Source organism: Bradyrhizobium sp. UBA2491, assembly GCF_002341725.1.
In the GTDB taxonomy this organism is placed as follows: domain Bacteria; phylum Pseudomonadota; class Alphaproteobacteria; order Rhizobiales; family Xanthobacteraceae; genus Bradyrhizobium.
The window spans coordinates 52,320-76,293 of the sequence record NZ_DDOP01000068.1; the positions used below are offsets into that span (position 1 = coordinate 52,320).

31 protein-coding genes and 1 riboswitch are annotated in these 23,974 nt (G+C 65.7%); of the genes, 23 read left to right on the forward strand and 8 right to left on the reverse strand.

Translation table 11 applies throughout. The annotated features are described in order from the left end of the window. Positions 1-273: 273 nt before the first annotated feature. Positions 274-651: a PRC-barrel domain-containing protein gene (locus B2W55_RS23465; RefSeq protein ID WP_024579989.1), complete on the reverse strand. Its 378-nt coding sequence runs from the start codon at positions 649-651 to the stop codon at positions 274-276. 289 nt (positions 652-940) lie between these two features. On the opposite strand from B2W55_RS23465, the gene B2W55_RS23470 reads away from it, so the two are divergent. After that, a complete protein-coding gene (locus B2W55_RS23470; protein ID WP_024579988.1) occupies positions 941-1,678 on the forward strand; it encodes a response regulator in 738 nt (245 codons plus the stop codon). A gap of 2 nt (positions 1,679-1,680) precedes the next feature. Next, a complete protein-coding gene (locus B2W55_RS23475) occupies positions 1,681-3,039 on the forward strand; it encodes an ATP-binding protein (protein WP_024579987.1) in 1,359 nt (452 codons plus the stop codon). 21 nt (positions 3,040-3,060) lie between these two features. On the opposite strand, the gene B2W55_RS23480 is transcribed toward B2W55_RS23475, so the two are convergent. Further along, on the reverse strand, positions 3,061-3,231 hold the full coding sequence (locus tag B2W55_RS23480; RefSeq protein ID WP_168200251.1) for a hypothetical protein: 171 nt from the start codon (positions 3,229-3,231) through the stop codon (positions 3,061-3,063). A 354-nt stretch (positions 3,232-3,585) separates the two neighbouring features. Here B2W55_RS23480 and B2W55_RS23485 point away from each other — a divergent pair, with 354 nt between their 5' ends. The 6 genes from B2W55_RS23485 to thiC all read left to right on the forward strand — a co-directional run bounded on the left by B2W55_RS23485 (position 3,586) and on the right by thiC (position 9,302). Next, positions 3,586-4,110, forward strand: a complete 525-nt coding sequence (locus tag B2W55_RS23485) for a lytic transglycosylase domain-containing protein (protein WP_024579985.1) — start codon at positions 3,586-3,588, stop codon at positions 4,108-4,110. Between the two features lie 188 nt (positions 4,111-4,298). After that, positions 4,299-4,456: riboswitch (TPP riboswitch) on the forward strand. Next, on the forward strand, positions 4,444-5,457 hold the full coding sequence (locus B2W55_RS23490; RefSeq protein WP_024579984.1) for an FAD-dependent oxidoreductase: 1,014 nt from the start codon (positions 4,444-4,446) through the stop codon (positions 5,455-5,457). It overlaps the preceding riboswitch by 13 nt. After that, positions 5,448-5,645 (forward strand): sulfur carrier protein ThiS, encoded by a 198-nt coding sequence (gene thiS / locus B2W55_RS23495; RefSeq protein ID WP_024579983.1) that lies wholly within the window; start codon positions 5,448-5,450, stop codon positions 5,643-5,645. Before B2W55_RS23490 ends, thiS begins: the two co-directional genes overlap by 10 nt. 177 nt (positions 5,646-5,822) lie before the next feature. Continuing rightward, a complete protein-coding gene (locus tag B2W55_RS23500) occupies positions 5,823-6,605 on the forward strand; it encodes a thiazole synthase (RefSeq protein WP_024579982.1) in 783 nt (260 codons plus the stop codon). Further along, complete coding sequence (locus tag B2W55_RS23505) at positions 6,592-7,200, forward strand: thiamine phosphate synthase (RefSeq protein ID WP_024579981.1); 609 nt, start codon at positions 6,592-6,594, stop codon at positions 7,198-7,200. The genes B2W55_RS23500 and B2W55_RS23505 overlap by 14 nt, the downstream gene beginning before the upstream one ends. A 203-nt stretch (positions 7,201-7,403) precedes the next feature. Then, on the forward strand, positions 7,404-9,302 hold the full coding sequence (gene thiC, locus B2W55_RS23510; RefSeq protein WP_024579980.1) for a phosphomethylpyrimidine synthase ThiC: 1,899 nt from the start codon (positions 7,404-7,406) through the stop codon (positions 9,300-9,302). 161 nt (positions 9,303-9,463) lie between these two features. On the opposite strand, the gene B2W55_RS23515 is transcribed toward thiC, so the two are convergent. Both B2W55_RS23515 and B2W55_RS23520 read right to left on the reverse strand, forming a co-directional pair. Next, positions 9,464-9,844, reverse strand: coding sequence for a hypothetical protein (locus B2W55_RS23515; RefSeq protein ID WP_145987256.1), 381 nt, complete (start codon positions 9,842-9,844; stop codon positions 9,464-9,466). Beyond that, the gene (locus B2W55_RS23520; RefSeq protein ID WP_024579979.1) at positions 9,783-11,501 is read right to left on the reverse strand and encodes a flavin-containing monooxygenase; all 1,719 of its coding nucleotides are present in this window, start codon (positions 11,499-11,501) and stop codon (positions 9,783-9,785) included. Before B2W55_RS23520 ends, B2W55_RS23515 begins: the two co-directional genes overlap by 62 nt. A 195-nt stretch (positions 11,502-11,696) precedes the next feature. Between B2W55_RS23520 and plsY the strand changes: the two genes are divergently transcribed. Next, positions 11,697-12,389 carry a glycerol-3-phosphate 1-O-acyltransferase PlsY gene (plsY, locus tag B2W55_RS23525; protein ID WP_024579978.1) on the forward strand — a complete coding sequence of 231 codons (693 nt, stop codon included), beginning with the start codon at positions 11,697-11,699 and terminating at the stop codon, positions 12,387-12,389. A gap of 29 nt (positions 12,390-12,418) precedes the next feature. Continuing rightward, positions 12,419-12,817, forward strand: coding sequence for a hypothetical protein (locus tag B2W55_RS23530; protein WP_024579977.1), 399 nt, complete (start codon positions 12,419-12,421; stop codon positions 12,815-12,817). A 22-nt stretch (positions 12,818-12,839) separates the two neighbouring features. Here the strand turns inward: B2W55_RS23530 and B2W55_RS23535 are convergent, their stop codons facing one another. After that, complete coding sequence (locus B2W55_RS23535) at positions 12,840-13,385, reverse strand: phosphohydrolase (RefSeq protein WP_024579976.1); 546 nt, start codon at positions 13,383-13,385, stop codon at positions 12,840-12,842. An 89-nt stretch (positions 13,386-13,474) separates the two neighbouring features. Between B2W55_RS23535 and B2W55_RS23540 the strand changes: the two genes are divergently transcribed. Continuing rightward, on the forward strand, positions 13,475-13,990 hold the full coding sequence (locus B2W55_RS23540) for a mismatch-specific DNA-glycosylase (protein WP_024579975.1): 516 nt from the start codon (positions 13,475-13,477) through the stop codon (positions 13,988-13,990). 88 nt (positions 13,991-14,078) lie between these two features. Here the strand turns inward: B2W55_RS23540 and B2W55_RS23545 are convergent, their stop codons facing one another. Next, positions 14,079-14,513 (reverse strand): hypothetical protein, encoded by a 435-nt coding sequence (locus tag B2W55_RS23545; protein WP_024579974.1) that lies wholly within the window; start codon positions 14,511-14,513, stop codon positions 14,079-14,081. 213 nt (positions 14,514-14,726) lie between these two features. Between B2W55_RS23545 and B2W55_RS23550 the strand changes: the two genes are divergently transcribed. The 3 genes from B2W55_RS23550 to B2W55_RS23560 are packed head-to-tail and all read left to right on the forward strand — an operon-like array spanning position 14,727 to position 16,022. After that, positions 14,727-15,152 carry a YeeE/YedE family protein gene (locus B2W55_RS23550; RefSeq protein WP_024579973.1) on the forward strand — a complete coding sequence of 142 codons (426 nt, stop codon included), beginning with the start codon at positions 14,727-14,729 and terminating at the stop codon, positions 15,150-15,152. A gap of 2 nt (positions 15,153-15,154) precedes the next feature. Continuing rightward, positions 15,155-15,631 (forward strand): DUF6691 family protein, encoded by a 477-nt coding sequence (locus B2W55_RS23555; protein ID WP_024579972.1) that lies wholly within the window; start codon positions 15,155-15,157, stop codon positions 15,629-15,631. A gap of 4 nt (positions 15,632-15,635) precedes the next feature. Then, a complete protein-coding gene (locus tag B2W55_RS23560) occupies positions 15,636-16,022 on the forward strand; it encodes a RidA family protein (RefSeq protein WP_024579971.1) in 387 nt (128 codons plus the stop codon). Between the two features lie 243 nt (positions 16,023-16,265). Here B2W55_RS23560 and B2W55_RS23565 read toward each other — a convergent pair whose 3' ends face one another. Next, positions 16,266-17,027, reverse strand: a complete 762-nt coding sequence (locus B2W55_RS23565; RefSeq protein WP_024579970.1) for an SOS response-associated peptidase — start codon at positions 17,025-17,027, stop codon at positions 16,266-16,268. Positions 17,028-17,089: 62 nt separating this feature from the next. On the opposite strand from B2W55_RS23565, the gene B2W55_RS23570 reads away from it, so the two are divergent. From B2W55_RS23570 to B2W55_RS23590, 5 genes are all read left to right on the forward strand, one after another. Further along, complete coding sequence (locus tag B2W55_RS23570; RefSeq protein ID WP_024579969.1) at positions 17,090-17,590, forward strand: hypothetical protein; 501 nt, start codon at positions 17,090-17,092, stop codon at positions 17,588-17,590. Positions 17,591-17,633: 43 nt separating this feature from the next. Beyond that, complete coding sequence (locus tag B2W55_RS23575) at positions 17,634-18,053, forward strand: NUDIX hydrolase (RefSeq protein WP_024579968.1); 420 nt, start codon at positions 17,634-17,636, stop codon at positions 18,051-18,053. A gap of 85 nt (positions 18,054-18,138) precedes the next feature. Then, positions 18,139-18,516 (forward strand): TIGR02301 family protein, encoded by a 378-nt coding sequence (locus B2W55_RS23580; RefSeq protein WP_024579967.1) that lies wholly within the window; start codon positions 18,139-18,141, stop codon positions 18,514-18,516. Further along, the gene (locus B2W55_RS23585) at positions 18,506-19,162 is read left to right on the forward strand and encodes an HAD family hydrolase (RefSeq protein WP_024579966.1); all 657 of its coding nucleotides are present in this window, start codon (positions 18,506-18,508) and stop codon (positions 19,160-19,162) included. The genes B2W55_RS23580 and B2W55_RS23585 overlap by 11 nt, the downstream gene beginning before the upstream one ends. A gap of 156 nt (positions 19,163-19,318) precedes the next feature. Beyond that, entirely contained in the window at positions 19,319-19,588 is a 270-nt protein-coding gene (locus B2W55_RS23590; protein ID WP_024579965.1) for a hypothetical protein, read from the forward strand. A gap of 157 nt (positions 19,589-19,745) precedes the next feature. Here the strand turns inward: B2W55_RS23590 and B2W55_RS23595 are convergent, their stop codons facing one another. Further along, positions 19,746-21,080 carry a dihydroorotase gene (locus B2W55_RS23595; RefSeq protein ID WP_024579964.1) on the reverse strand — a complete coding sequence of 445 codons (1,335 nt, stop codon included), beginning with the start codon at positions 21,078-21,080 and terminating at the stop codon, positions 19,746-19,748. Positions 21,081-21,209: 129 nt separating this feature from the next. Between B2W55_RS23595 and B2W55_RS23600 the strand changes: the two genes are divergently transcribed. The 4 genes from B2W55_RS23600 (at position 21,210) to B2W55_RS23615 (ending at position 23,953) form a co-directional block, all read left to right on the forward strand. Further along, a complete protein-coding gene (locus tag B2W55_RS23600) occupies positions 21,210-22,091 on the forward strand; it encodes a YgfZ/GcvT domain-containing protein (protein ID WP_024579963.1) in 882 nt (293 codons plus the stop codon). Next, on the forward strand, positions 22,088-22,714 hold the full coding sequence (locus tag B2W55_RS23605) for a DNA-3-methyladenine glycosylase I (protein ID WP_024579962.1): 627 nt from the start codon (positions 22,088-22,090) through the stop codon (positions 22,712-22,714). The genes B2W55_RS23600 and B2W55_RS23605 overlap by 4 nt, the downstream gene beginning before the upstream one ends. Beyond that, the gene (locus tag B2W55_RS23610; protein ID WP_024579961.1) at positions 22,711-23,322 is read left to right on the forward strand and encodes a YfbR-like 5'-deoxynucleotidase; all 612 of its coding nucleotides are present in this window, start codon (positions 22,711-22,713) and stop codon (positions 23,320-23,322) included. The genes B2W55_RS23605 and B2W55_RS23610 overlap by 4 nt, the downstream gene beginning before the upstream one ends. Positions 23,323-23,446: 124 nt before the next feature. Then, on the forward strand, positions 23,447-23,953 hold the full coding sequence (locus B2W55_RS23615) for a tyrosine phosphatase family protein (protein ID WP_024579960.1): 507 nt from the start codon (positions 23,447-23,449) through the stop codon (positions 23,951-23,953). Positions 23,954-23,974 lie beyond the last annotated feature (21 nt).

Below are 23,974 nucleotides of genomic sequence, written 5' to 3' on the forward strand. Positions count from 1 at the left end.
CAACCGTTCCTACCGAGGCTGCGGTCAAACGCCGCCACGGCGCGGAGGAACGTCATGGCGACGAGGCAAGCTTCGGTTTGCGACGGTCCGGCGCCGGGAACGTTGTGGTGCTTGACGAAGGCAGTCGCCAGCTTTCAATTGGGCTGCGGTTGAGCCTCACGACTGCGCCGGACGCGCAGTCCCCGATTTGACGATGTTTGGCTCACTAAGTCGTCCCGGCGAACCGCGCTCGCGACAGGGCTCTCGATCGAGATGCGCCGATCGACCGCGCGATCAGAAGCCGCCCCAATAGGGCGGCACGCCATAGAAGCGATGCAGCTCGGCTTCCTGCGAGCGGTCGCCCCAATCGAAATCCTTGTCGGCACGGAACGACGGTGCGCGCTTCAGCTCATCATCCTCGATGTCGAGCTCGTAGGCCTCGAATTTGGTGTTGTAGTGCAGCCGGCCCCAGGGCAGCGGGATCAGGTTGGTTCCAATCCCGAGGAAGCCACCGAAGCTCAGCACCGCGTACGACACCCTGCCCGAGATCTTGTCGATCATCAGCCGCTCGATGTGGCCGATCATGTCGCCATTGGCCCGGCGCACCGCGGTGCCCTCGACCCGATCGCTTGCAATGAGCTGATGCGGTCTGGTCCGGACGTCGACAGCCATCTCACCCTCCCTCGCCTTAAAAGAGAAACAACGCGTTGCCGTCGAAACCGGTTCCGGCCCCCGATAGGACAGTCGCGCTTCCCTTTTCCGGGCCGTCGGACCGCTTCCGGCACCGCATCGCGGCCGGCGGAGTTCTATCCGTATTTCAACGGGCTACGCTGGATGACAGAACGATAACTTTTCTCCGCCGCGCCGACCTGTTAACTCGTTATGCCGGGCAAGATTTCAGAAATACACTGAAACAAAAATCCTGAGCCGCTTTCCCCGAATCACGGACAAAAGAGTCGGTATGACCCAGGCTGCGCCCAATATCCTAGTCGTCGAGGACGACCGCGAGACGCGGTCGCTCATCGCGAAATATCTCCGCACCAATTCCTGCCATGTCACGACCGCCTCCGACGGCCGCGAAATGGCCAAAGCCATGACCGATCACCGGGTGGATCTCCTGGTGCTCGACGTGATGCTGCCCGGCGAGGACGGTCTCAGCCTGTGCCGCAAGGTACGCGCGGAGTCGCAGACGCCGATCATCATGCTCACCGCGCGCGGCGAGGACGTCGACCGCATCCTCGGCCTCGAGATGGGCGCCGACGATTATCTGGCCAAGCCGTTCAACCCGCGCGAGCTGCTGGCACGGATCAACGCGGTGCTGCGCCGGCAGGCCGCCGCCCGCAACGCCAGCGCGATCGAGGGTGCCACCACGCTGACCTTCCTCGGCTGGCGCATCGACATCCGCCTGCGCGAGCTGCGCAACCCCGAGGGTGCGCGCGTCGCCATGACCAGCGCCGAGTTCGACCTGCTGCGCACCTTCTGCGAACGGCCCGGCCGCGTGCTGTCGCGCGACAGCCTGCTCGACCTGACGCAGGGCCGCAGCGCCGGCTCGTTCGAGCGTTCGATCGACGTGCTGGTCAGCCGCATCCGCCGCAAGATCGAGCCCGATCCGCAGGAAGCCACCATGATCAAGACCGTGCGCTCCGGCGGCTATGTGTTCACCCCGCGGGTGGAGGCGGCTGCCGCCCCGAGCAACTGACGATGAGACTGCTGCGCGTGCTGAGTCTGCGGGGGATCGGCGCCCAGATGGCGGCGCTGGTCGTCGTCTCGATCGTCGCGCTGCACTTGATCATCACCGCAACCTTCCTGATCCATCGCCCCGACCGGCCGGAGCCTTCGGATCGCTGGCACACCCAGCTCGCCGCCGCCGCGCAACTGCTGGGGCATGCCCCGGCGTCCGAGCGGCCGCGGCTGCAAGCCGATATTGTCAGAGCCTTCCCGCAACTGGCGATCAGCGACCTGCCGGCCAATAGCGGCGCGCTCACCGACGCCGACCCGCCCAGCCTGCACGCGCTGCGCCGGCTCGGCGCCGGCTATCACGTGTTCTCGGTGCCGCGCGAGGCGGGCAGCACGCCGCACGATGGCGAGGTCCGCCGAGTCGCCATCCGCTTGCCCGACGGCGCCATGTTCGCGGCGAACCTGATGCCGGATCAGCACATGCGGCCGTTCTGGGGCGGGCCGTGGATGATGACGGTGCTGTTCGCCGTCATCAGCGTCACCCTGCTCGGCCTGTGGGCGGCATGGGCGCTGACCGCGCCGCTGTCGTCCTTCGTCAAGGCTGCCGAGACCTTCAGCCTGAACGGCGCCGCCGCGCCGCTGCCGGAGCGCGGTCCCGAGGAGATCCGCTCGCTGGCCAAGGCGCTGAACCGGATGCGCGAGCGCATCACCACATTGATCGACGACCGCACCAAGATGCTGGCGGCGATCAGCCACGACCTGCGCACGCCGATCACCCGGATGCGGCTGCGCGCCGAATTCATCGAGGACGAGACCCACCGCCATCGCATGCTGCGCGACCTCGACCAGATGCGCTCGATGCTGGAATCGGTGTTGTCGTTCCTGCGCAACGACCGCAAGCTCGAGGCGATGACGCTGGTCGACATCGCGAGCACGCTGCACCTCGTCACCGACCAGTTCGTCGACATGGGGCACAAGGTCAATTACGAGGGCCCGCAGCACGCGATGGCGACGGCGCGGCCGGCCGACCTGCATCGCTGCATCACCAACCTGGTCGACAATGCCACGCGGTTCGGCGGCGAAGTGACCGTCCGCCTCGACGTCAGGCCCGATCGCCTCGTCGTCGACATCGAGGACGACGGCCCCGGCATTTCCGACGCGCACAAGGCGACCGTGCTGGAGCCGTTCGTGCGTGGCGACCAGGCGCGCAACATGGATGAGGCCGAAGGCTTTGGCCTCGGCCTGTCGATCGCCAACGCCATCGTGCTGGCACACGGCGGCACGCTGTCGCTGCACGACCGCAAGCCGCACGGACTGGTGGTCCGGATCGAGCTGCCGGGACGGCAGCAGCAGTTGCAGCCGCCGCAAAAATCCGCGGCCTGATCACAACCAGCGATTAGGACATCAGGCCGCGAGCGGCGTGAGCTGTGCGTGCTCGTAGATCGCGATGGCTTCGAAGCGATAGTTGCAGGCGCGGCAATTCCACAGATACGAGGTGCGGCCTTCGCTGTGCTCCACCCAGTCGGGACGAGCGATCGGCTTGCCGCATTGCGCGCAGGGATTTTCGCGAGGCATGTAGCCAGTGTCCTGTCGGACCGAATCTTGACGATTCACGGCGCATCTCCCGAATGTTGTTTTTGCGTGCTTTGGAATGGACAGACGTGCTGACTGAACACGCGCGCTCTGTCGTGCACGGAGTCTAGACCTTGATCGAGTCGTTTGCACGACAAACCGCTGTGGATTGTGTGCGGCAAAATCGGGTCAGACATTTTGGCGCATCGATCGATTGCATCGTCCGGAACACCCGGCGGCCGGACGGTCACGGACGCAGAACCTTCGCTGATGCGAAGGCTTTGCCACATTCCTGCCCGCTCGGCGTACCAATGAGACCGCAGAACCGACGCGCGTTGATCACCCGGGCGACCCGACATGAAGACCGTTCAGACTCTCAGCTTCCTTGCCGCCGCCGCGTGGCTTGCATCCTGCGCCGGCGCGCAGGCGCAATCGCGCGCGCAATATGAGGCGATGGTGACGGCCGAGGCCCAGGCGAACCTGGTGCCGGAAGAGCTGGTGCATCGCGTCATCGTGCGCGAGAGCAAGTATCAGCCGCATCTGATCGGGCGCGGCGGCGCCATCGGCATGATGCAGATCAAGCTCGCGACCGCCCGCGGGGTCGGCTACACCGGTACCGCCGAAGGCCTGCGCGACGCCGCGACCAACCTCCGGTATGGCGTCAAATACCTCGCCGGCGCTTACCGGGCCGCCCATGGCGATTTCGATCGAGCCGTGCGTTATTTCGCGGGCGGGTATTACTACGTCGCAAAGCGGCAGCGTGGGGATCGCCTCAAGGAAGCCAAGCTTGGCGGCACGGGTGCACCGCCAAAAGAACTGGCCAAGCAGGAACAGGGAACGGCCGATACCGCCGAGCCGAAGCCGGAACCGGCTGCCAAATAGCTGATTGCATGTCCCGGACGCGGTGCGTTGCGCCGCAGAGCCGGGACCTCCGTTTCGAAAGACATGGGCCGCGGCTCGGCAGGGCACCGCCGCGCGCTGCGCTGCGTCCGGGACACGAGCGCCCTGCACACACCGGGGTGCGGCATCGGGCATACACGTTGACACGTCAGCCCATCCGCTTACATTAGAGGCGTTCCGAGGGGTGCTCCGAAGGAGGAGCTGAGATACCGCAAGCTTGGACTTCGCCACTTTGTCATCGACGAAGTTGCGAACAGTCCGGGACCGCGGTGACCCTTTGAACCTGATCCGGGTCATGCCGGCGAAGGGACAGGGATGTATCAGACGTCAAGACCGCGGGGGGATTCCCCCGTCTCCATCATCGGCGCAGGCATAGCCGGCGCCTGGCATGCGCTGCTGCTCGCAGAGGCCGGACGTGCCGTCACCCTGCACGAGCGCAGTGACGCCGGGATGACGGAATCCACAAGCCATTGGGCCGGCGGAATGCTGGCGCCGTGGTGCGAGGAGGAGGCCGCCGAGCCGGTGATCACCCGACTCGGCATCCGCTCGCTCGATCTGTGGCGGCGACATTTCCCTGAAACGCCGTTCAACGGCTCGCTGGTGGTGGCGCATCCGCGCGACCGCACCGATTTCGAACGCTTTGCCCGACTCACCACCGGCTACCGCCGGCTGGACGCCGAGGGCGTTCGCGCGCTGGAGCCGGCGCTCGAGGGCCGCTTCGGCTCTGGCCTGTTCTATCCGGACGAGGGTCATGTCGAGCCGCGCCGCGTGCTGCCGCGGCTGCATGCCGCGATCGCCAAGGCCGGCGGCGCCATCAAGTTCGGCAGCGACGCCGAGGCTGACGATCTCGACGGCCTCGTGATCGACTGCCGCGGGCTGGCTGCGCGCGATCGCGAGCCGAGCCTGCGCGGCGTCAAGGGCGAGATGATCATCATCGAGACCTCAGAGGTCGAATTGTCGCGCCCGGTGCGGCTGATCCATCCGCGCTGGCCGCTCTACGTGATCCCGCGCGGCGATGGCCGCTTCATGCTGGGCGCGACCTCGATCGAGGCCGAGGACAACGGCGTCAGCGTGCGTTCGGCGCTGGAGCTGTTAGGGGCCGCCTATGTCGTGCATCCGGCGTTCGGCGAGGCCCGCATCGTCGAATTCGGTGCCGGCTTGCGGCCGGCATTTCCGGACAATCTGCCGAAAATCAGGATCGAACAGGAACGCATCACGGTGAACGGACTCTACCGTCACGGCTTCCTGCTGGCGCCGGCGCTGGCCGAGCTGACGCTCGCCTATCTCGCGCGCGGCGAAATCGACAACGAGGTGATGCAATGCGCGTGATCGTGAATGGCGAGCAGCGGGAGATCGCGGCGGCAAGTGTCGATGCGCTGCTGGCCGAACTCGACTACGAGGGCACGCATTTCGCGATCGCGCTGAACTACGACGTGGTGCCGAAGAGCCGCTGGGCCGAGACAGCATTGAAGGCCGGCGACGAGATCGAGATCATCACGCCGCGGCAGGGAGGATGATGTGATGCGTGCAGACGAGCCCCACAGTCAGCCGTCATCGCCCGGCTTGACCGGGCGATCCAGTACGCCGCGGCTTCTCCGTATTACGGCGCGGCCTCTGGAATACTGGATCCCCGCTTTCGCGGGGATGACGAGTTGTATGCGCGGCAGCGAACAGGGCCACGAGGCATAGTCACCATGGTCACCTTCTACGGCAAATCCTTCCCGTCCCGCCTCTTGATCGGCACGGCGCTGTATCCCTCGCCGGCCATCATGCAGGGCGCGATCCGCGCCTCCGGCGCCAGCATCGTCACGGTGTCGCTGCGCCGCGAGGCGGCCGGCGGCAAGACCGGCGATGCGTTCTGGTCGCTGATCCGCGAGCTCGGCGTCACCGTGCTGCCGAACACCGCGGGCTGCCGCAGCGTCAAGGAGGCGGTGACCACCGCGAAGCTGGCGCGCGAATTGTTCGGCACGCCCTGGATCAAGCTCGAGGTGATCGCAGACAACGACACCTTGCAGCCCGACGTGGTCGGCCTGGTCGAGGCCGCCACCATCCTGATCAAGGACGGCTTCGAGGTGTTCCCCTATTGCACCGAGGATTTCTCGGTCGCCTCGCGCCTGGTCGAGGCCGGTTGCAAGGTGGTGATGCCGTGGGCTGCGCCGATCGGCAGCGCAAAAGGCATCACCAACCGCGACTCGTTGAGACTGCTGCGCGATCGCCTGCCCGACATCACGCTGGTGGTCGACGCCGGGCTCGGTGCGCCGTCGCATGCCGCCGAGGCGCTGGAGCTCGGCTATGACGCCGTGCTGCTCAACACCGCGGTCGCCAAGGCCGCCGATCCCATTGCAATGGCCAACGCCTTCCGCCTCGGCGTCGAGGCCGGCCGCATCGCCTATGAAGCCGGGCTGATGGAAGCCCGCGATTTCGCCTCCCCCTCCACCCCTGTCGTTGGGACCCCGTTCTGGCATGCCGTATCCTGATCCATTTTATCCCGTCGTCGACAGCGTGGCCTGGGTCGAGCGCCTGACCAGGCTCGGCGTCGGCACCATCCAGCTACGCGCCAAGGAGCTCGATGACGCCGCGGCGCTCAAGATCGTCCGCGATGCGCTGGCGGTGACCAAGGGCACGCCGACCAAGCTCGTCGTCAACGACTACTGGCGCGCGGCGATCGCAGCCGGTGCCGAGCATCTGCATCTCGGCCAGGAGGACCTGGTCGATGCCGACCTCGCCGAGATCCGTAAAGCCAAGCTGACGCTCGGTGTCTCCACCCATGACGACGCCGAGCTCGCGGCGGCGCTCGCCGCCAGGCCCGACTATGTCGCCCTCGGCCCGATCTTCTTCACCACGCTGAAGTCGATGCGGTTCGCGCCGCAGGGCATTCCGAAGATCACCGAATGGAAGAAGCGGGTCGGCAACATCCCGCTTGTCGCGATCGGTGGCATCAAGTTCGAGCACGCCGCCGAGATCTTCGCAGCCGGCGCCGATTCAATCGCCGTCGTCAGCGACGTCACCCAGAACGCCGACCCCGACGCGCGGGTGCGGCAATGGCTCGGCCTCAACGCGGAGGCCGCGTGATGCAGACTCTCGTTCCACACACCCTGCCGTCATCGCCCGGCCTGTGCGCAATTGCGCACATGGACCGGGCGATCCAGTACGCTGCGGCTTCTCCGTATCACACCGCGGCCTCTGGAATACTGGATCCCCGCTTTCGCGGGGATGACAGCAGTAATCACCTCTCGCGCAGCGACGCCAACGAATTGAAGTAAGGAGGATCCCTCATGAACATCCGCTCCAACCCCGACACGACACTCCCCGCCGTCACCACCGGATCGCTGCCCGCCTCGCGCAAGATCTTCGCGACGCCCGCCAGCGCGCCCGACGTCCGCGTGCCGCTGCGCGAGATCATCCTCTCCGAAGGCGCCGGCGAGCCGAACCTGCCGGTCTATGACACCTCGGGTCCCTACACCGATCCCAACGTCACGATCGACGTCAACGCCGGCCTGCCGCGCAATCGCCTCGCCTGGGTCAAGGAGCGCGGCGGCGTCGAGGAGTATGAGGGCCGCACCATCAAGCCGGAAGACAACGGCAATGTCGGCGCATCTCACGCCGCCAAGGCGTTCACCGCGCACCACACGCCGCTGCGCGGCCTCGACGGCCACAAGATCACCCAGCTCGAATTCGCCCGCGCCGGCATCATCACCAAGGAGATGATCTATGTCGCCGAGCGCGAGAATCTCGGCCGCAAGCAGCAGCTTGAGCGTGCGGAAGCAGCGCTTGCTGACGGCGAAAGCTTCGGCGCATCGGTGCCGGCCTTCATCACCCCCGAATTCGTCCGCGACGAGATCGCGCGTGGCCGCGCCATCATTCCCAGCAACATCAACCATGCCGAGCTGGAGCCGATGATCATCGGCCGCAACTTCCTGACCAAGATCAACGCCAATATCGGCAACTCGGCGGTGACCTCGTCGGTGGAAGAAGAGGTCGACAAGATGGTGTGGGCGATCCGCTGGGGCGCCGACACCGTGATGGACCTCTCCACGGGCCGCAACATCCACACCACCCGCGAATGGATCCTGCGCAACTCGCCGGTGCCGATCGGCACCGTGCCGATCTACCAGGCGCTGGAGAAGTGCGACGGCGATCCCGTCAAGCTGACCTGGGAGCTCTACAAGGACACCCTGATCGAGCAGTGCGAACAGGGCGTCGACTATTTCACGATCCACGCCGGCGTGCGCCTGCCTTACATCCACCTCACGGCGAACCGCGTCACCGGCATCGTGTCGCGCGGCGGCTCGATCATGGCGAAGTGGTGCCTCGCGCATCACAAGGAGAGCTTTCTCTACACCCATTTCGACGAGATCTGCGACCTCATGCGCAAGTATGACGTCTCGTTCTCGCTCGGCGACGGCCTGCGTCCCGGTTCGATCGCCGACGCCAACGACCGCGCGCAGTTCGCGGAGCTGGAGACGCTCGGCGAGCTGACGAAGATCGCGTGGGACAAGGGCTGCCAGGTCATGATCGAGGGCCCCGGCCACGTGCCGATGCACAAGATCAAGATCAACATGGACAAGCAGCTCAAGGAATGTGGCGAGGCGCCGTTCTATACGTTGGGCCCGCTGACCACCGACATCGCGCCGGGCTATGATCACATCACCTCGGGCATTGGCGCTGCCATGATCGGCTGGTTCGGATGCGCGATGCTCTGTTACGTCACGCCGAAGGAGCATCTGGGTCTGCCCGACCGCAACGACGTCAAGGTCGGTGTCATCACCTACAAGATCGCGGCCCACGCCGCCGATCTCGCCAAGGGCCACCCCGCCGCGCAGCTCCGCGACGACGCGCTGTCGCGCGCCCGCTTCGACTTCCGCTGGCAGGATCAGTTCAACCTCGGCCTCGACCCCGAGACCGCGAAGAACTTCCACGACGAGACCCTGCCGAAGGAAGCCCACAAGGTCGCGCATTTCTGCTCGATGTGCGGCCCGAAATTCTGCTCGATGAAGATCACCCAGGACGTCCGCGACTACGCCGCGACGCTCAATGATCCGACCGGCGTCGGCGCATCGATCTCCGGCACCATCGAGGACGGCATGGCGACGATGAGCGCCAAGTTCAAGGAAATGGGCGAGAGCCTGTATCTCGACGCGGAGAAGGTGAAGGAGAGCAACAGGGTGTTGTGAGGCGTCAGCCTTCCGCGCGTCATGCCCGGGCTTGCCCCGGGCAGCTATCAGGAATGCGAAGCCGGGCGAGAGCCCGGCTTTCTTGTTAGTGGCGCCCGGATGCGAAGCAAATCCTGGATTCCTATTCGTCCCACATATCACCACACCATGTAGGCTAAGTGCTACTGCGCCCCATCTTGGAACGGTTGCCGACTACAATTTGCACGGTAGACCTTCCAGGATCGAATCGTAAGAAACGAAAAGGCGATAAACATCACGAATACAATCGCACCAACGACCTGATTTTCGTAAAGAAAGCAAAGTAGTGCGATGCCGAGGGCGGCGCAGCAGAAACCCACCAGGGATTCCACATAGTCTGCTTGCGTCGGCAAAGGCGTCGTTGACCTAAGAACGTACTCCGGAAAGGCGAACTTCGAGTTCAATCCATCCTGAAATTGCGGAGGCAATGCATCAATGAGCGCGACATAGGCTGGCTGGTATTTATAAGCTGACCAGACGACCGCAATGGTCGATGCAATTGCAAGAATCGGGACAACAATCATCTTGCTCGCCTTGCCACATGTGCTCTTCCGCCTCCGCACCAAACGCAATCTCCTGATACCCCTTCTCCGCCACCCCGTTGATGATCCCCAAGAACTTCGGCGTGCCTCCGTTGTAGACGAAGTAGCGCACCGTGCCCTCTTCATGTCCGGGGACGTTGGAGTTGTAGCCGGTGAACCAGCCCTTGGCTTTGCGCATCAGCATGATCTCGTACATCTTGACGACATGCGCGGTCCAGCGCTGCTGCGCCTCCAGCGTCGCGTCGGCGCGGGTCAGGTTGCGGGCCCACATGTATTGCAGCAAATTGGTGCACCAGTTGACGCCGTTCTCGATGCCGCGTGGGAAGTTCGTGGACGCGGATGCGCTTTGCGGGCCGGTCGGCATCAACAGGTTCGGGAAGCCGTGCACCAGCATGCCGAGGAAGGTCGACGGCGCCTGCTTCCATTTGTCGGCGAGCTTCTCGCCGCCGATGCCCCGGATGTCGATCAAATCATAGGCACCAGTGATGGCGTCGAAGCCGGTGGCGTAGACGATGATGTCGAACTCGTAGTCGCGCGCCGTGGTGCGCAGACCGGTCTCGGTGATCCGCACCAGCGGCGTCTCGCTGAGATCGACGAGATGGACGTTGTCGCGGTTGTAGGCTTCGAAGTACCGCGTCTCCAGCGGCAGGCGCTGCACGCCAAAGCCATGATCTTTCGGGATCAGCTTTTCGGCGACATCAGGATCATTCACCCGCCCGCGGATGCGGCCGGCGATATATTCGGACAGTTCGGCATTGGCGGCCTCATCCATGAAAATCTCGCGGAAGTTCGCGAGCCAGATACCGAAGCCGGGCTCGTCATAGAGCTTGTCCCACAGCGCGAGCCGTTCCTCACGGCTCACCTCGTAGAAGCCGCGCTTGTCGGGGCCATGGACGAAGCTGCCCGGCGTCAGCGCGCAGGCAGCGAAGATCTCGTCATAGCGCGCGCGGATGTCGGCCATCTCCGCGTCCGAGATCGCAGAGTTGTTGAGCGGCGCGCTCCAGTTCGGCCGGCGCTGGAACACGGTGAGCTCGCTGACCTTGTCGGCGATCTCGCCGATCAACTGGATGCCGGTGGCGCCGGTGCCGATCACCGCGACTTTCTTGCCGGCGAGATCGACCGGCTCGTGCGGCCAGTAATAGGTATGGAACGAGCGACCCTTGAAGTCGTCGGTCCCCGGCACACGCGGCATGGTCGGCGCCGACAACAACCCGATCGCGAGCACGACGAAGCGGCAGGTCAATTCGCGGCCGTCGCCGAGCTTCAATTGCCAGAGGTCGCGCGTCTCGTCGAAGACCATGGTCTCGACCTTGCAGTTGAACTGCATGTGCTTGCGCAGGTCGAACTTGTCGGCGACGTAGTTGAGGTAGCGCAGATTCTCCGGCTGGCCGGAGAAGCGCTCCTTCCAGTGCCATTCGTCGAGCAGCTCGCGCGAGAACGAGAAGCCGTAGGTGTAGCTCTCGGAGTCGAAGCGGCAGCCCGGATAGCGGTTCCAGTACCAGGTGCCGCCGAGATCGGGCGCGGCTTCCAGCACGGTGGCGTCGATGCCGAGATCGACCAGCCGCTTGATCTGGTAGATGCCCGCGACGCCGGCGCCGACGACGATCACCTCGTAATGGGTCTTCGCCTCTGCTGTCATGAGTCTCGCTCCCGAAATTCTTCTTGATCTGTTGGGCTGGATTACAGACCGTTTTGCCCGATCAGGCAACCGCTCGCAGCCGGGACAACGCGACGCGTTCCATCACGGACAGCCGCGACATTTGCGTTGAGACGCTGCATGCCGCACATTGGCCGGCGGCGATATCGCCCGGGATGAGAGCATCGAGGTGGTCAGATGATTTTCTGGATCGCGAGCGTGGCCGGATTGGCAGTCGCCTACCTGCTCGGCTCGACGCCGACCGGCTATCTGGCGGGCCGGCTGCTCAAGGGCATCGATATCCGCGAGCACGGCTCCAGATCCACCGGCGCGACGAATGTGCTGCGCACCCTCGGCAAATGGCCGGCACTGATCGTGCTGCTGGTCGATGTGCTGAAGGGCGTGGCGGCGATCGTCTTTGCGCGCTGGTTCTATCCCTGGCTCGCGACCTTGCCGTCGATCGCGCCACCGAGCGCGCTCGATCCACAAGCCTGGCTGCCGCAAAGCTGGGTCCCCTGGGCGGTTTGCCTCGCCGGCCTTGCCGTCCTGCTCGGGCATGGCCGTTCGATCTGGCTGAATTTCACCGGCGGCAAATCCGCCGCGACCGGGCTCGGCGTGTTGCTGGCGATCTCCTGGCCGGTGGGGCTCGGCGCCACGGCGGCGTTCGGCGTCATGCTCGCCGCTTTCCGGATGGTGTCGCTCGCGTCGCTGTCGGCGGCGCTGACTGCGACGATCCTCGTCTGCTGCCTGGAACAACCATGGCCCTATCGGGTGCTGGTGATTGCAGGCAGCATCTACGTGATCGCGCGTCACCGCGCCAACATCCAGCGGCTGCTGGCCGGCACCGAGCCGCGCCTCGGGCAAGCCAGCCCGGATGCCAAGGCGGCATAGACGCAAGCTCCCGACGATATGAGGCGACCATGACCGACAATCTCACCGGCGTCTGGGACGGCAGCTATGTTCAGCCCGGCGCCGGCATGGTCACCTTTCTGGCGACGCTGATCGACGCCGGTGGTTCGCTCGGCGGCAGCGTGACCGAACCGTGCGTGATGCCCGGCTGCCCGCACAGCATCCACAACGCCTCGCTCGCAGGCCAGCGCTCCGGCAGCGCGGTCTCCTTCGTCAAGCGTTACGAGCCGCCCGGCTACGGCTACGACACCGTGCACTATGAAGGCACGGTCAATGCCGACGCGACGGAGATCGACGGGCGCTGGAGCATCCGCGGCACGGCGTTCTCGGGCAACTTCCTGATGGTGCGTTCGAGCGGACCGGCACAGGCGGTCACGACGGACGAGGAGATCAAGGCACCAGTGCGCTGACGCGTGACGAGATCGGTCGATCTCAGCCCAGCGACGCCAACTCCCGCGCCAGGTTGTCGCGGGCACGGCCATCATAAGTCGCCGCGAAGCCGGCATCGGGGAAGATCACCGGGCGAGCCGCGAAGTGGCGGAGCACGCGGCCGCGGCCGGCGCGATAATCGGCATCGCCGACATGGATGAACTCCTGGCGGATCGCCGCGGCATAGGCGTCGTAGCGCGCGGGCTCCGCGCCGAGAATGCTGAGGTCGATCGAGATCAGGATCGCGCCCAGGCGATCGCCGGGCTGCACGTCGTGCGTCTTCGTCAGGCGGATCAGGCGGCCGACCTCGCGGCTGATATCGGCGCGGACATGCTGCTCGGCGAGCTGCGCGCTGAGTTCCTCATTGTCCGGCCGGGTCGCGTCGTACACGACATCGTGCCACCAGATCGCTTCCGACAGGATCTCGCGCTCGGCCGCGGACAGGCCCTCCATGCGCGCGAGCGCCGCAAGGCAGTCCTCGATATGCGCCAGGTTGTGATAGTGGCGGCCGGGCGCCGTATAGGCGGCGACCAATTCATCGCGGGTCATTGCCGAGGTATAGGACGCGGACGACAGAAATGGTAGCGCTCGGTCGCAACAGCCCGGCGCACGCCGGGCAAGTCATCAGCCCGATCGAAATGCCCGACAGCGACAGCCACCGCCTCCCCGACCAGCTCCGCGCCGGGCTCCGCCTTGTGTTCGTCGGCACCGCGGCCAGCACGCGCTCGGCCGCGGTCGGGCATTACTACGCGCATCCCGGCAACCGGTTCTGGCGCGCGCTACACGAGGCCGGCATCACGCCGCGGCGCTACCGGCCGGATGAGTTCGCGGCCCTGCTCGACCTCGGCATCGGCTTCACCGACTTCTCGAAGACCGGCGCCGGCATGGATCATGCGATCGCGCGGCAGTCCTTCGATGTCACGGGATTCAGGACGAAGATCGAAATGTTTCGGCCGAACACGATCGCCTTCACCAGCAAGAAGGCGGCGAGCCTGTTTTACGACAAGCCGACCAGCGCGCTTGCGCTCGGCCGGCAGCAGAAGATGGCCGGCTTCCCCGATGTGTTCGTGCTGCCGTCGCCATCGGGCGCGGCGTCCGGGCATTGGACGTTGCAGCCGTGGCGTGAGTTGGCGCAGTGGATCGCAGAACCGTAGGGCGGGTTAGCCGAAGGCGTAACCCGCCATCTCCACTGGCGAAGACGAGTCGGTGGATTACGCTTCGCTAATCCACCCTACCGACCAACTATTCCTTCAACGTGATCGCAAGCCCGCTGAGATCGACATTGGCCATCAGACCGACCTGCTTGCCGCTGAGCTCCAGCACCGCGCCGTTCTGGTTGGTCAGCAGGATGCCGCGCACGCCGGCGCCGAGCGCAACGCCCATGCCGGCCGCGGCGTAGACGCCGGCGATATCCTGGGCCCGGCGGATGTTGCGCACCCGCCCCTGCAGCGTCGTCTGCGAGCCGCCGAACACGAGACCGTAGTCCAGCCCGCCGGCCGTGAGGCCGTAGGTCTTGCCCTTGAAGGTCAACACGCCCTTGCCGGCGGAGCCGCCGAAGATCCAGCCGCCCTTGAAGATCACCAGCGTCACGGCCCCCTCGTCGGCCAGCGCGGCGGACGATCCGGCGAGCAGCGTCAGCGCGAGCAGCGCGGCGCGGGCAACGAACGACAATCTCATGGGAGTTCTCCGAACGACGTGAAAGCGAGACGCGAATCGCGGCAATCCAGCCGGCGGGCGGCACGCTCGAAAGGCCAACAAGACATGCGGGATTGCGCTTGTTCCTGATGGCCCGGAGTCTATCATCGCCGGTGCAGTCGCGCGACGTCGGCTCGGGCGCGTCCGTCGTTTTAAGGGATCGCTGAGGAGTCCGCGCAACAGGGATCGGCATCGATGCACAATTTCACCCCAATTTCCGGCTTCGCCGGCGGCGCGCTGATCGGGCTCGCCGCGGCACTGCTGATGCTGCTCACCGGGCGGATCGCCGGCGTCACCGGCATCGTCGGCGGCCTGCTGCGGGCCGATACCAGCGACCGGCTGTGGCGCATCGCGTTCGTCGCGGGCTTGATTGCGGCGCCGTTGATTGCGGCGCTGTTCGGCGCGCCGCTGCCGCGGCCGGCGATGAACGGGAGCCTGGTGGTGGTCGCGATCGCGGGCCTCCTGGTCGGATTTGGCACACGGATGGGCAATGGCTGCACCTCGGGCCATGGCGTCTGCGGCTTCGCGCGGCTGTCCAGCCGTTCGATCGTCGCGACGTTCATCTTCATGACGGCGGCGATCGCGACGGTTGCGATCGCAAGACACGGGATCGGAGGCTAGCGATGCCGGTTCTCGCGAGCTTCGTCTGCGGCCTGATCTTCGGCGCCGGCCTTCTGATCTCGGGCATGACCGATCCGCAGAAGGTGCTCGGTTTCCTCGATCTGTTTGGTGCCTGGGACGCGACGCTCGCCTTCGTGATGGCCGGCGCGGTCGCGGTCGCGGCATCGGGCTTTGCGATCGCGCGGCGGCGCGCCGCGCCCGCCTTCGCGGCGCGCTTCCTGTGGCCCGACCGCAACGACATCGATGCGCCGCTGGTTGGCGGCGCCGTGCTGTTCGGCATCGGCTGGGGGCTCGCCGGCATCTGCCCCGGGCCGGCGCTGGTCAATCTCGCCGGGCTCTCGCTACCGATCGTGGTGTTCGTCGCCGCGATGATCGTCGGCATGATCGGCCAGAATCTGTTCGGCGAAAATTTCCGGCGGCGCGGAACGCCGGCGCCGCGCATCGAAACCTCTCCTCTTCCATCTCGCGCAGACGGGTGATCCAATGACCGCGATCAAGCACTTTCCTCCTCCGCCCGGCGTCAAGGCGCCGCCGCTCTCGTTCGGCGCCCGCGTCGGCGATCTGCTGTTCATCTCCGGCATTCCCGGCTTCGACGCCAACCGCGAACTGCCCGACGGCTTCGAGGCGCAGTTCGCCAATGTCGTCACCAATTTCAGCCGCGTGCTGGAGGAAGCCGGCGCGACGATGCGCGATCTCGTCAAGGTCAACGTGCTGCTGACCCGCGCCTCTGACGTCGTCACGATGAACAAGCTCTATGCCGAAGCCTTCGGCCCGGCGCCCTATCCCGCGCGCACCACCTGCGTCGTGGTGGCGCTGCCCGATCCCAAGATGCTGATCGAGATCGAGGGCGTGGCGTCGCTGAAGGGATAGCGGTCCCTCCGTCATCCGCATCTGTCATCGCCCGGCTTGACCGGGCGATCCAGTACGCCGCGGCGCCTCGGCTCAAGCACAACTGTCTCTGGAATACTGGATCGCCCGGTCAAGCGGGGCGACGACACCGTGTATTCGGCATCTTGATCGCGAACCATCAACATCGTCGTCCTGGCTTTCGCCAGGACGACGATGTGGAGATAGCCGTGCCTGTATGCGTGCACTCACTGCGACGTCAGTCCCCTAAAACAACGACCCCTGCCCGTCGTCTTCCCGCACAGCCGCCTTGCGCGGCGGGGACTTCTTCGCCGCGGGCACGTCCTCCGCGGCGATCTCGTCTGCGGTCATCGGCAGCAGCAATTGCGCGTCGTCATTGGCGACGGCATTGACGCGCATCGTCACCTGGTGCCAGGCGAACTCACCGACATCGGGCCCCTTCAGCATCGGCATCACGTCGTCGACATCGTTGGGCAGGCAGTCGAGCCAGCGCGCGAATTGCTCGGGCCGGATCGTCACCGGCACGCGGTGATGCAGTTGCGCGAGATCGGGGCTCGCCGGTGCGGTGACGATCGCGACCGTGTCCTGCTCCTCGCCGTTCGGCCCCATCCAGGTCTCGGCGAGCGCCGCGAAGGCGAGCGGATGGCCATCGCGGCGATGGATGAAGAACGGCCGCTTGCGGCCGCCGGCATCCTGCCATTCGTAATAGCCGTCGGCCGGGATCAGCGCGCGGCGCCGCTTGATCGCGTTCTTGAACGCAGGCTTCTCCCGCACCGTCTCGGAGCGCGCGTTGATCAGAAGCGAGAAGGTGCGGGGGTCCTTGACCCAGGACGGGATCAGGCCCCAGCGCATCAATTGGAAATGCCGGCCGCCATTCTGCAGCAGCACCACCGGGATCGGCTGGGTCGGCGCAACATTATACCGCGGCGGAAAATTCGGCTGCTCGATATAGCCGAACATCTCGCGCAAGGCCGCCGGTGGTGAGGTAATGACAAAGCGTCCGCACATATCCCGTCCAGAATGGTATCCGTTTATTCCGCCTTAACTTCGACCGTTAAAGACTGCGACCAATGACCTCAACGGCCGCCATAGCGGGCCCTTCCCCGCGACCGACGTACCCCGACGAGGCGCGGGCGGCGCTGTTGCGCGCTGCCAACATCAACCCCCGCACCGGGCTTGCGACCGACTACCTCAATCACTTCAACGAAGCCATCATGCTGCTGGAGATGGTGCCGGACATGCCGGAATGCGCCAGCGATTTCCTGGAATGGCAGCCGCTGTCCTACGCCGAGCATTTCACCGCGTCCAATTTCAAGGCGCGCGATCTCGCGATCGAGTCCTATCAGACCGCGGATGCCGCGATCCGGGCCGAATTCGACCAGCTCACCGACAGCATGACCAGGATCCTGACCGAGGTCGGCTCCGCGATGCGGCAATTGCAGCAGGACAAGAGCCGGGTCGCGCTCGCCGAGCAGGCGATCGTGTGGGTCAAGCCGCTGGTAATGCTGACCGCCGGCGTGATCAATGGCGCCGCCGAGGCCGATGTCGACAGCATCATGGCGAGCGCCTGATTTATCGGGCATGATGAAGTCCTGAAACCGGTTACGCATCGCCTTGACCTCTCCCGAACCTCCGATCCGCCCGCAGCTCGCCGTGTCAGGCGTGATTTTCCGCGACGGCCAAGTGCTGCTGGTGCGCCGCGCCCGCTCGCCCGGCAGGGGCTTCTATTCGCTGCCCGGCGGCCGGGTCGAGTTCGGCGAGACGCTGCACACCGCCCTGCACCGGGAGATCGACGAGGAGACCGGGCTCAGGGTCGATATCCTCGGCCTCGCCGGCTGGCGCGAGGTGCTGCCGACCGGCCCCGGCACTGGGCACTATCTGATCATGACGTTCGCGGCGCGCTGGGCCTCCCGCGAGCCCGTGCTGAACGACGAGCACGACGATTTCAGATGGCTGTCGCCGGAGGCGATCGGCGATCTCAAGGTCACCGGAGGCCTGCACGAGGTCATTGCGGCCGCAAGGCGGCTGGTTTGAGGCCGGTTTTGACGGCCGTGGCGGGGCCTGGCGCCTTGCCTCGGGCGCATTGAGGGGGCATACCACGGCCATTCCGGAACCCCTGATGATCAGAGCCTTTCTCGCCGTCGTAATCCTGATATCGGCCTGCCTTACGGCGCCTGCCCGGGCGCAGGACGCGGCCGCGCCGTTCGACGGCGATTTGCAGCGGCTGGCCGAGATCCTCGGCGCCCTGCACTATCTGCGCGGCATCTGCGGCTCCAACGAGGGCGCCAAATGGCGCAACGAGATGCAGGCGCTGATCGATGCCGAGACCCCCTCCGGCGACCGCCGGGCCCGCATGGTGGCGGGCTTCAACCGCGGCTACAACGGCTTCCAGCAGACCTACCGGACCTGCACGCCGGCGGCTTCCGTGGCGATCCGCCGCTACATCGAGGAAGGCTCGAAAATCTCGCGCGACCTGACGGCCCGCTATGCCAACTGACCGCGCGATCTTCTTCGACCTCGACGGCACCCTGACCGACCCGAAGCCCGGGATCACCGGCTCGATCCAGTATGCGCTGGGCAAGCTCGGCCGGCCGGTTCCCGCGCAGGACGAATTGACCTGGTGCATCGGGCCGCCGCTGCGGGCGAGCTTTGCGATGCTGCTCGGCGGCGAGGAGCTCGCCGATCGCGCGGTCGAGCTCTACCGCGAGCGGTTCGGCGATGTCGGCCTGTTCGAGAACGCGGTCTATCCCGATATCGCCGACGTGCTGGCGGAGCTGCGCCAGCAGCCCGGCCGGATGTTCGTAGCGACCTCGAAGCCGCATGTGTTCGCGACGCGAATCATCGCGCATTTCGGCCTCAGCGGCCATTTCGACCACGTGTTCGGCTCGGAACTCGACGGAACCCGGGTCAACAAGGCGGACCTGCTCGCCTACGCGCTGGAGCAGACCGGAGCCGATTCTGCGCAGGCCCTGATGATCGGCGACCGCAGCCACGACGTGATCGGCGCGAATCGCAACGGCATCCGCGCGATCGGCGTCACCTATGGCTATGGCACCGCCGACGAGCTGATCGAGGCCGGCGCCAGCCATCTGTGCGCCTCGCCGCGCGCGGTGCTGGACCATATCCACAGCTCATTTGGCTGATCCCGGCCGGGATATCCCGAATTCCCCTTTAAATGCCGAAGGGCGCGTTAACCTTTCCTAAAGATGTGGGCTAGGCGGCTCTCAGATGCGTGATAAGTCTCGGCGGTCTCGCAGTGGTTCGCTCCTCGGACCGCGCGCATCCATTTGCAGAGTTTCATGCGCCATCCAGCGTCTTTCCCCCTTCACCAAGAAGACCCGCGTCCCGATCACGAGCAGAAGCAGGCCGCGCTGAGTTATCTGAACGAGGCGTGGGCGGAAGCGCGTCACGACGGCGTCGACGGCGATTGCCTGGCGCAGGCCAGCCTGTTCGCGGCGCTGGCGGAGCTCGTCACCACCTATGGCGAGGACGCGGTGGCGAAGTTCGCCGAGGGCCTCGCCGCGCGCGTGCGCAACGGCGAGTTCTCGCTGGTGCTGGCGAGGCAGTAACCCCAAAGCGTTCTCGAGCGAAGGCTGTCCCGCACTTGATGCGGGATGGGCACCGGCTCGGCGCGATCCGGTCCACCTCGCCCCGTCGGGGAGAGGTGCACCTTCGACGCCGCACCATCTCAACCTAGTCTCATCATGCCGTAGCGCACGCTGTGCGCTAGGCCTTCAGCGTCTCGAGAAACCGGACCGGCTCGCCGGTCGACGGCGTCGCGAGTTCGCCCTGCCACATCACCCGCTTGCCGCGCACGAAGGTGCCGACCGGCCAGCCCTGCACCCGTACGCCGTCATAGGGCGTCCAGCCCGCGCGCGAGGCGATCCATTTGTTGGTGATGGTCTCGCTGCGCTTGAGATCGACCACGGTGAAATCGGCGTCATAGCCCGCCGCGATGCGGCCCTTGCAGGCGATGTTGAACAGCCGTGCCGGCCCGGCGCTGGTGAGATCGACGAAGCGCTGGAGCGACAGCCGCCCCGCATTGACGTGGTCGAGCATCAGCGGCACCAGCGTCTGCACGCCGGTCATGCCCGACGGCGAGGCCGGATAGGTCTTCTGCTTCTCCTCCAGCGTATGCGGCGCATGGTCGGAGCCGAGCACGTCGATGATGCCCTGCTCGATCCCATACCAGATGCCGGCGCGGTGATCGGCCGAGCGCACCGGGGGATTCATCTGCGCCAGCGTGCCGAGCCGCTCATAGCATTCGGGCGCGGCCATCGTCAGGTGATGCGGCGTCGCCTCGCAGGAGGCGACATCCTTGTGGTCGCGCAGATAGAGGATCTCCTCCTTGGTCGAGATGTGTAGCACATGGATGCGCTTGCCGGTCTCGCGCGCGAGATTGACCAGCCGCTCGGTCGCCATCAGCGCCGCGGTCTCGTCGCGCCACACCGGATGCGAGCGCGGGTCACCCTCGACCCGCAGCGGCTTGCGCTCGTTCAAGCGATACTCGTCCTCGGCGTGGAACGCGGCGCGGCGCCGGATCACCTGGAAAATCCGCCGCAGGCTCTCGTCGTCCTCGACCAGGAGCGCGCCGGTGGAGGAGCCGATGAACACCTTGACGCCGGCGCAGCCCGGCGCCCGCTCGAGCTCCGGCAGGTCCTGCACGTTCTCGCGGGTGCCGCCGATGAAGAACGCGAAATCGCAATGCATGCGATGGTGGCCGCGCTTGATCTTGTCGGTGAACGCTTCTTCCGTGACCGTCAGCGGGTTGGTGTTCGGCATCTCGAACACGGCGGTGACGCCGCCCATCACGGCGCTGCGCGAGCCGGTCTCGAGATCTTCCTTCTGCGTCAAACCGGGCTCGCGGAAATGCACCTGGGTGTCCATCACGCCGGGCAGGATGTGCAGGCCCTTGCAGTCGATCACCTCGCCGGCGGAGGCCTGACCAAGCGAGCCGATCGCGGCGATGCGGCCGCCCGCGATACCGATATCGCGTACGCCCTCGCCGTCCTGATTGACCACGGTGCCGGATTTTAGAATGGTGTCAAAATGCTGATTCATAGGTCCTCGGCGCCCGCTTTCCACAGTCGCGCGGGCCTTGTTCGGCGCACTCTAGCGCCTTAGCTTGGCAGGGGATATCCGCGACGACAGCGATTCCCAAGGAACTTGAAAAAAGAGCCAATTTTGCGCATGAAAGCAGCGTTTCTTCCAGATCGGGGCGTGATCAAGGTCTCTGGCGAGGACGCCCGCAACTTCCTCAACGGGCTCATCACGACTGATGTCGACCAGCTCAAACCGGGGCAGGCCCGGTTCGGCGCGCTGCTGACGCCGCAGGGCAAGATCATCGTCGATTTCCTGATCACCGAGGTGCCAGCTGGCCATGGCGGCGGCTTCCTGATCGACGCGCCGCGCCCGCTCGCCAAGGGGCTTGCCGACAAGCTCGGCTTCTACAAGCTGCGCGCCAAGGTCGTGGTCGAGAACCTCTCCGACAGCCTCGGCGTGCTGGCGGCCTGGGATGGCGAACCGGCCGCGACACCCGATCTCGCGTTCGCCGATCCGCGCAACGCAGCGCTGGGCTGGCGCATCCTGATCCCGGAAGACTTGAAGCAGAAGCTCGCTGAGCTGATCGGCGCCGATCTCGTCGACAGCAATGCCTACGAGGCGCATCGGATCGCGACCGGCGTGCCGCGCGGCGGGCTCGACTTCATGTATGGCGATGCCTTCCCGCACGAGACCAACATGGATCGCCTCAACGGCGTCGATTTCGACAAGGGCTGCTATGTCGGCCAGGAGGTGGTGTCGCGCATGCAGCACCGCGGCACCGCGCGCACCCGCACCGTGAAGATCATCCTCGACGGCCCCGCCCCCGAAGCCGGCGCGACGATCCTGGCCGGCGACAAGCAGGTCGGCACCATGGGCTCGACCGCTGCCGAGAAGGGTCTCGCACTGGTGCGGGTCGATCGCGTCACCGACGCGCTCGACGCCGGCCTGGCACTGACCGCGGGCGGCCTGCCGCTTCGGCTCGCCGATCCCGATGCCGTCCGCATCACACCCAAACAGACCGTCGCATGAGCCGTACCGCAAGATTGCATCCGGACGGCAAGACGCGCTGCCCGTGGCCGGGCGAGGACGCGTTCTATGTCGCCTATCACGACAATGAATGGGGCGTGCCGGAATATGACGACCGCGCGCTCTACGAAAAGCTGATCCTCGACGGATTCCAGGCCGGCCTGTCCTGGATCACGATCCTGCGCAAGCGCGACAATTTCCGCAAAGCCTTCGACGATTTCCAGCCCGAGAAGATCGCGCGCTACACCGACAAGAAGGTGCATGCGCTGATGAACGACGCCGGCATCGTGCGCAACCGCGCCAAGATCGAAGGCTCGATCTTGAGCGCGAAGGGCTACCTGGAAATCATGGAGAAGGGCCCGGGCTTCTCGAAATTCCTGTGGGACTTCGTCGACGGCAAGCCGAAGGTCAACCAGTTCAAGACCACCGCGAGCGTGCCGGCCTCGACGCCGGTCTCGATCAAGGTCTCCAAGGAGCTCGGCGCACGCGGCTTCAAGTTCGTCGGCCCCACCATCGTCTACGCCTTCATGCAGGCGACCGGCATGGTCAACGATCATCTCGTCACCTGCTTCTGCCACGAGAATTGCAGCGGCAAGCTCCGCACGCCGCGGCTCAAGAAGAAATGACGGCGCGCAAATCGACGGAGACCACCCGCGCCTGGCAGCGGATGTTGTCGGGACGCCGGCTGGACCTGCTTGACCCGTCACCGCTCGACATCGAGATCGTCGATATCGCGCACGGACTGGCGCGGGTCGCGCGCTGGAACGGGCAGACCTCGGGCGCGCACATCTTCTCGGTGGCGCAGCACACGCTGCTGGTCGAAGCCGTGATGCGCCAGCAGACCCCGCGCGTCGATATCAGCCATCGTCTCGCAGCATTGCTGCACGACGCGCCGGAGTACGTCATCGGCGACATGATCTCGCCGTTCAAGGCAGTGCTCGCCGGCGAATACAAGGCCGTGGAGAAGCGGCTGCTGTCGGCGATCCATATCCGCTTCGGCCTGCCTGCCGTGCTGGCCGACGAGATCACCCAGCAGATCAAGGCCGCCGATCGTGGCGCGGCCTATCTCGAGGCGACGCATCTGGCGGGATTCTCGCAAGCCGAGGCCAAGCGGCTGTTCGGCCGCGATCCGGAATTGCCCGAGGCGACCGAGCGCGACTATCTGACGCCGTGGACCGCGGCGCGGGCCGAGAAGCAGTTCCTCGAACGCTTCGCGACACTGCACCCATCATAGGTCCGGCACGGAGAACCATGCCCTCGGTTGCGCCGCAAAACGAATGACGGCACCGCGCTGGGCGCCTTTGCCCGCCCGGACGCAGCCGTTATAGTCGGGCGTAACCGATCGCCCAAGGACCATCATGCTTCACGTCTGCTCGCTTGCTGCGCTTCCCGACACGGTTCGTGCCACTGGCGCCAGCCATGTGCTGACCGTGATGGCCAATGTCGACCAGGTGCAGCGGCCAGCCTCGGTGCTTCCGGCCAACCATCTGAAAGTATCGATGGACGACATCACCGAGCAGATGGACGGCTTCGTCGCGCCCAACGAGACCCATATCGAGCGTGTGCTGACCTTCGTGCGCAGCTGGGATCGCCGCGCGCCGATGGTGGTTCATTGCTACGCTGGCATCAGCCGCTCGACCGCAAGCGCGTTTGCCACCGTCTGTGCGCTCAATCCGCACCGCGACGAAATGGCCATCGCCCGGCTGATCCGCGATGCCTCGCCGATCGCGGCGCCCAACCGGCTGATCGTCAGCCTCGCCGACAAGGCACTGGGACGCGACGGCCGGATGCTGCGCGCACTCGATGCGATGGGCCCCGGCAGTATGAGCGTCGAAGGCCGGCCCTTCCGCATCGATCTGGAGTAGCACGGACATGCCACGCCCGGT